The sequence below is a fragment of the Rahnella perminowiae genome (assembly GCF_019049755.1).
Classification (GTDB): Bacteria; Pseudomonadota; Gammaproteobacteria; order Enterobacterales; family Enterobacteriaceae; genus Rahnella; species Rahnella perminowiae.
Window position 1 is genome coordinate 1 of the sequence record NZ_JAFMOS010000376.1, and the last position, 6,601, is coordinate 6,601.

The following is a 6,601-nucleotide window of genomic DNA, read 5'->3' on the forward strand; positions in this document are numbered from 1 at the left end:
ATCTATATATATTATTTTCCAAATAGTCAGATAATTAGTGCTATCAGGGAGGGTAATATTATTCGCGTTTTTTAATCTATTGTTGATCTGAGTTGCATTAATAAGAGTTTTCATCGTGAAAATCCCCCACAAAAAAGCCCGCTTTTGGACTGCAGTCCATTTCGCGGGCTTGTATTTTTCAGTGAGATGTCAGCAAGGCTACTGATTTACGGCAACAGTCTGCGTTGTGCCGGTTTCATCCTGATCGACGGCAAAGCAGGCGACGAGCTGATCGCCGTACTGTTTCAGCTGTGGCTGGAACTGTTTGCAGGTGCCAAACGCACGGCGGCAGCGGGCATTAAACGCACAACCGGCTGGCGGATTCAGCGGACTTGGCAGTTCGCCGGTCAGTTTGATGCGTTCACGGCGATCATCAGGATTCAGGCGAGGCGTCGCAGACAGCAAGGCCTGGGTGTACGGATGGCGCGGATTGCTGAAGATGGCGTCTTTCGGCCCCTTCTCCACGCAGCGGCCCAGATACATCACCATCACTTCATCAGCGATATGTTCCACCACGGACAAATCATGCGAGATGAAAACGTAAGACAGCCCTAAATCCTGCTGCAAGTCCATCATCAGGTTCAGCACCTGCGCACGCACGGAAACATCAAGCGCGGAAACCGGTTCATCGGCGATCACCACATCCGGATCCAGCATCAGACCGCGGGCAATAGCAATACGCTGACGCTGACCGCCGGAGAACATATGCGGATAGCGGTCGTAATGCTCGGTTTTCAAACCCACTTTCGCCATCATTGCCAGCGCTTTTTCGCGACGTTCTTCGCGGCTAAGTTTGGTGTTGATCAGCAAGGGTTCTTCGAGGATCTGTCCGACTTTCTTACGCGGGTTGAGCGATCCGTACGGATTCTGAAACACAATTTGGATCTTCTGACGGCGCAGCTTTTCTGCCGTGGCGTCAGGTTTCAGTAAATCCTGCCCGCGGTAATACAGCTCACCGCCGGTCGGCACTTCAATCATAGTCAGCAGGCGGCCCAGCGTGGATTTCCCGCAGCCGGACTCTCCCACTACCGCCAGCGTTTTACCGCGTTCGAGAGTGAAAGAAACGCCGTCAAGCGCCTTCACGGTACGTTCCTGGCCGAAGATGCCTTTCTTCACCGGGTAATGTTTTTTCAGGTCAATCGCATACAGCAGCGGCTGAGGTTGGGTGTTATCAGGACTCATAAGTAGGTCTCCCGGCATCATCCAGCGGATAATGGCACTTCGACTGACGCCCGTTTGCGAGGTCACGCAGCGCAGGTTCTTCTTTACGACAACGGTCAGTTGCATACGGGCAACGCGGATTCAGCAGACAGCCGTTCGGACGGTCATACTTGCCCGGCACCACACCCGGCAAGGATTGCAGACGGGCTTTATCCGCCGCAAATTCCGGCAGGGATCGTAGCAGCGCCTGCGTATACGGATGGCGTGGCGCACGGAAAATTTCCGTGGCTTTTGCCGACTCCACCACCTGCCCGGCATACATCACGATAATATGCTGCGCGGCTTCGGCCACCAGCGCCAGATCATGGGTGATCAGCATCAGCGCCATGTTTTCGCGTTGTTGCAGGTCGAGCAGCAACTCGATGATTTGCGCCTGAATGGTCACATCGAGCGCGGTGGTCGGCTCATCGGCAATCAGTAATTTTGGCCGACAGGCAATCGCCATCGCGATCATCACACGCTGACTCATGCCGCCGGAAAGCTGGTGCGGATAGACATCAAGTCGTGAAGCCGGATCCGGAATGCCCACCAGATTCAGCAAATCAATGGTGCGCTGACGACGGGTCTTTTTATTGCCGCCCTGGTGTACTTTAATGGCCTCCATAATCTGAAAACCAACCGTGTAACACGGATTGAGGCTGGTCATCGGATCCTGGAAAATCATCGCAACTTCGGCACCGACAATCTGACGGCGCTCTTTTTCGCTCATGCCTTGCAGGTCACGACCACCGAACTCCAGTTTTTCCGCCATCACTTTACCGGGGAAGTCGATCAGCCCCATCAGCGCCAGTGAACTGACCGATTTACCGGAGCCGGATTCGCCGACAATCCCGACCACCTCGCCCTGTTTTACGCTGTAACTGATACGGTCTACGGCGCGGAACGGCGTCCCTTCGTCACCAAAGTGCACGGAGAGTTTATCTACGGTCAGCAACGTTTTACCGACCTGAATGTCATTCGTTAATGTTGTTTCCATCTCCAACCCCTTACTGCTTAAGTTTAGGGTCGAGGGCATCACGCAGGCCATCACCCATCAGGTTAAATGCCAGCACCGTCAGCAGAATGATCACGCCGGGGAAGGTCACAACCCACCAGGCACTTTGAGCAAACTGTAAGACGTCCGACAGCATGGTGCCCCACTCCGGCGTTGGCGGCTGTGCGCCCATACCGAGGAAGCCCAACGCTGCCATATCAAGGATGGCGTTGGAGAAGCCGAGCGATGCCTGAACGATCAGCGGCGCTAAGCAGTTAGGTAAAATATTGACGAACATCTGGCGCGCAGAACCGGCACCGGCCACGCGCGAAGCGGTGACGTAATCGCGGTTGACTTCCACCAGCACCGCCGCGCGGGTTAAGCGGACATAATGCGGTAAAGCGACGAACGTCAGTGCCAGCGAGGCGTTGATAATCGACGGGCCGAAAATCGCCACCAGTACCAGAGCCAGCAACAGGCTTGGCAAGGCCAGCATGATATCGACCACACGCATGATGATGGCGTCAACCACACCGCCGTAGTAGCCGGCAAACAAACCGAACACTACGCCGAGGATCAGAGAAAGCACCACCACCAGACACCCGACCAGCAGCGATAAACGCGCGCCGTACATCAGCCGCGACAGTATATCGCGGCCCACGTCGTCAGTGCCCAGCAGGAATTTCCAGCTGCCACCTTCCATCCAGACCGGCGGACGCAGCAGCGCGTCACGGAACTGTTCAGCAGGCAGATGCGGAGCGATCACGTTTGCACCAATCGCGATCACCAGCATGATAATGATGTAAACCAGGCCAACAACGGCCCCTTTGTTACGCTTGAAGTAATGCCAGAATTCGCGCATCGGCGGCATCGGCACTGGCGCAGCCGTCACTAATTCATTAGCGACCGGCTCAGTGGTTTGAGACATTGTGCGCCCCTTATTTCTTGTGGCGAATACGCGGGTTGACCACGCCGTAGAGCACATCTACCAGCAGGTTAACCACAATGATCAGAGTAGCGACCAGCAACACCCCGCCCTGCACGACCGGATAGTCGCGGCGCTGGAGTGCGTCGATCAGCCACCGGCCGAGTCCCGGCCAGGAGAAGATAGTTTCGGTCAGGATCGCGCCGCCCAGCAGCGTACCGACCTGCAAACCAATGATGGTCACCACCGGCAACAACGCATTGCGCAGAGCGTGGACGACAATCACCCGCATGCGGCTGACGCCTTTGGCGCGCGCGGTACGGATGTAATCCTCACCCAACACTTCCAGCATGGAAGAACGGGTCATACGCACAATCACGGCCAGCGGAATGGTGCCCAGTACAATGGCCGGTAAAATCATGTGCATCACGGCATCAACGAAATCACCCGGTTCGCCCCAGAACAGCGTATCGATCAGCATAAAACCGGTCAGCGGCAGGCTGTCATCCAGGAAGACGGTGTCGCTTATTCGACCTGAGACGGGCGTCAGATTAAGCTGCACCGAAACCAGCATGACCAGCATGATCCCCCACCAGAATATCGGCATCGAATAGCCGGTCAGCGAGATCCCCACAGCCGTGTGGTCGAATATCGATCCCCGTTTTACCGCCGCCAGCACACCCACCGGAATACCGACAATGATCGCGAAAATCATCGCGCAAATGCCCAGTTCCAGTGTCGCTTTAAAGCGCGGTACGAATTCCTGCCAGACAGGGGTGCGGCTTTTTAAGGACGTGCCCAGGTCGCCATGCAGCACCCCGTTCACGTAGTGGAAATATTGTTGATAAAGAGGCTTATCAAGCCCCATTTCTGCCATCAGCTGGGCATGACGCTCGGGGGAAACACCGCGCTCGCCTGCCATGATGGTGACCGGGTCGCCTGGTATCATATGTACGAAGGCAAAAGTCAGCAAAGTAATGCCGATAAACGTTGGGATAACTAACCCCAGACGTCGGAGTATGAACTGCAACATATCCCGTACTCTCTGTATAAAATGCCCGGCGAACCGTAGCTCGCCGGGCTTATTGTGGCTCACATTTCTTTCTTGAGAATCAAGGCTGTACTGAATGGCCCGCGAGCAAGGCGGAGGAGCACAGCAATCAAGACATACCTTCAGGTAGGCGAAGATTGCGAGCACCACACAACGCAGCTCCCGGGTTATTCAGTAAGCGATCACTCCATTGAGACGTTTTCGAAGTGGTGTTTGCCGAGCGGATCTACGACATACCCTTTAACTTCTTTACGAACAGGTTCATACACAGTGGAGTGAGCGATGATCAGCGCAGGTGCCTGGTCATGCATCACAACCTGAGCCTGTTGGTACAGCGCAGCACGTTTGGCGTGATCAGATTCAGCACGGGCTGGCTGGATCAAATCTTCAAACGGCTTGTAGCACCAGCGGGAATAGTTGGAACCGTCTTTGGCAGCAGTACAGCTGAACAGGGTAGCGAAGAAGTTATCCGGATCCCCATTGTCGCCGGTCCAGCCCATCATCACAGACTGATGCTCACCGTTTTTCGCACGCTTGAGGTATTCGCCCCACTCGTAGGTCACGATGTTGGCTTTCACGCCAATTTTCGCCCAGTCAGCCTGGATCATTTCAGCCATACGACGTGCGTTCGGGTTATACGGACGCTGTACAGGCATCGCCCACAGATCGATAGTGAAGCCATCTGGGTGACCTGCTTCTTTCAGCAATTCTTTGGCTTTAGCCGGATCATAGGGGTAATCAACGATATCTTTGTTGTAGCCCCACATTGTTGGTGGGATCAGGTTTTTAGCAGGCTGACCAGCCCCCTGATAAACCGCATCGATGATGGCTTTTTTGTTCACAGCCATGGTCAGTGCCTGACGCACTTTCACTTCATCCAGTGGTTTCTTCTCAACGTTGAAGGACAGATAACCCACGTTCAGACCCGGTTGTTGCATCAGGTTGATGGATTTATCTTTCTTCATTGCCGCGATGTCAGCCGGGTTCGGGTATGGCATCACCTGGCATTCATTTTTCTGCAGTTTCGCGTAACGCACGGAAGCATCAGGCGTGATGGAGAAGACTAAACGGTCGATCTGCGGCTTGGTGCCCCAGTAGCCCGGGAAGGCTTTGTAGAGGATGCGTGAATCTTTCTGGTATTGCACAAGCTGGAACGGACCGGTACCGATCGGATCCAGGTCAACTTTCTCAGGCGTTTTCGCTTTCAGCATGTTGTCAGCGTACTCCGCAGACAGGATAGAAGCGAAGTCCATCGCCAGATCGGCCAGGAACGGAGACTCAGGGCGGTTCAGTACGAACTGCACGGTATTGTCGTCGACTTTCACGATCTTGTTAATCAGATCGCCCATACCCATACCTTCGAAGTATTCGTAGCTGCCGCCAGAAACACCGTGGTATGGGTTATTTTTGTCCAGCTGACGCTCGAAGGAGAACACAACGTCATCCGCATTGAAATCACGGGTCGGTTTGAATTCCTTGTTGTCCTGCCACTTCACGCCTTTGCGCAGATGGAAGGTGTAAGTTTTACCATCAGCAGAGATGTCCCACTTCTCAGCCAGACCCGGCTGGATTTCCGTGGTGCCGATCTTGAATTCAACCAGACGGTTGTAGATAGGTACGGAGCTTGCGTCATACGTAGTGCCTGAGGTGAACAGCTGAGGGTTGAAGCCTTCAGGTGAACCTTCGGAGCAATACACTAATGTTTTTGCCTGGACACTGGCCGCAACGGTCAGCGCAATCAGGCCCATACTGAATTTCAGTAGCCCCGACTTACCTAAAGAGATTGTCATCGCTTCTGCTCCATCGATTAATGGTGATGTGGATGTGTGTGTTGTGTATACAGCTCACGTCACCCTTTGTTTTTATTTGCGGGTGACTGTGTTTGCTCGTGCGCTGCAATAGTCCAACCAGAGCATGGTGAACTGCCATTTTTTTCCTTCGAAGTGTAAAGATTACTTTACAAAATCTTACCGGAAATAATCACTGGTCTTCCTTGGGGCTATCAATTTGGCAACTCCTTTCCTTGACGTCAATATAACCATCAGGCATTTACACAGACTGTGAGTTACAACAAACAAACATAAAAAAACATTTTGTTAACCAAATCAGGATGAATGTTCAGTCTGAGCACGGAATAACCACACATTCCCCTTTATAAAAGAATATTCACGGGGGTTTCACCCATTTTAAAACCCTAAAAATTTCTGGCTAAATGATGAATATATGAACGGTTATTTTTGAGATAGGGGTGGAAACCAGCGGAAAATGCTGAGAAGTGCAGCAAACGGCGTCGACCCGTCAGTGAAAGCCGTTGAGCCAGCACCCTTAAAAAACCCCAAAATAGCGCAATTGCACGATGATGGTGCAGATGATTTTGCGTACTGCTTTTGGT

Annotated in this window: 6 protein-coding genes; all 6 read right to left on the minus strand. The window is 53.2% G+C overall.

Annotation, left to right across the window (positions count from 1 at the left end):
* Positions 1–198 precede the first annotated feature (198 nt).
* Positions 199–1,221, minus strand: a complete 1,023-nt coding sequence (gene dppF, locus J1785_RS04680; RefSeq protein WP_129953948.1) for a dipeptide ABC transporter ATP-binding subunit DppF — start codon at positions 1,219–1,221, stop codon at positions 199–201.
* Positions 1,211–2,236, minus strand: coding sequence for a dipeptide ABC transporter ATP-binding protein (dppD, locus tag J1785_RS04685; protein ID WP_217138503.1), 1,026 nt, complete (start codon positions 2,234–2,236; stop codon positions 1,211–1,213). Before dppD ends, dppF begins: the two co-directional genes overlap by 11 nt.
* 10 nt (positions 2,237–2,246) lie before the next feature.
* Entirely contained in the window at positions 2,247–3,161 is a 915-nt protein-coding gene (dppC, locus tag J1785_RS04690; protein WP_129953952.1) for a dipeptide ABC transporter permease DppC, read from the minus strand.
* Positions 3,162–3,171: 10 nt separating this feature from the next.
* Positions 3,172–4,191, minus strand: coding sequence for a dipeptide ABC transporter permease DppB (gene dppB, locus J1785_RS04695; protein WP_129953953.1), 1,020 nt, complete (start codon positions 4,189–4,191; stop codon positions 3,172–3,174).
* A 200-nt stretch (positions 4,192–4,391) separates the two neighbouring features.
* Positions 4,392–5,999, minus strand: coding sequence for a dipeptide ABC transporter periplasmic-binding protein DppA (gene dppA, locus J1785_RS04700; RefSeq protein ID WP_217218918.1), 1,608 nt, complete (start codon positions 5,997–5,999; stop codon positions 4,392–4,394).
* 404 nt (positions 6,000–6,403) lie between these two features.
* Positions 6,404–6,601: hypothetical protein (locus J1785_RS04705; RefSeq protein ID WP_217218919.1), on the minus strand; the 198-nt coding region annotated here is incomplete at its 5' end.

Coding starts and splice junctions, on each gene's coding strand:
- dppF (WP_129953948.1), bottom strand. CDS start 1,221: ATGAGTCCTGATAACACCCAACCTCAGCCGCTGCTGTATGCGATTGAC.
- dppD (WP_217138503.1), bottom strand. CDS start 2,236: ATGGAAACAACATTAACGAATGACATTCAGGTCGGTAAAACGTTGCTG.
- dppC (WP_129953952.1), bottom strand. CDS start 3,161: ATGTCTCAAACCACTGAGCCGGTCGCTAATGAATTAGTGACGGCTGCG.
- dppB (WP_129953953.1), bottom strand. CDS start 4,191: ATGTTGCAGTTCATACTCCGACGTCTGGGGTTAGTTATCCCAACGTTT.
- dppA (WP_217218918.1), bottom strand. CDS start 5,999: ATGACAATCTCTTTAGGTAAGTCGGGGCTACTGAAATTCAGTATGGGC.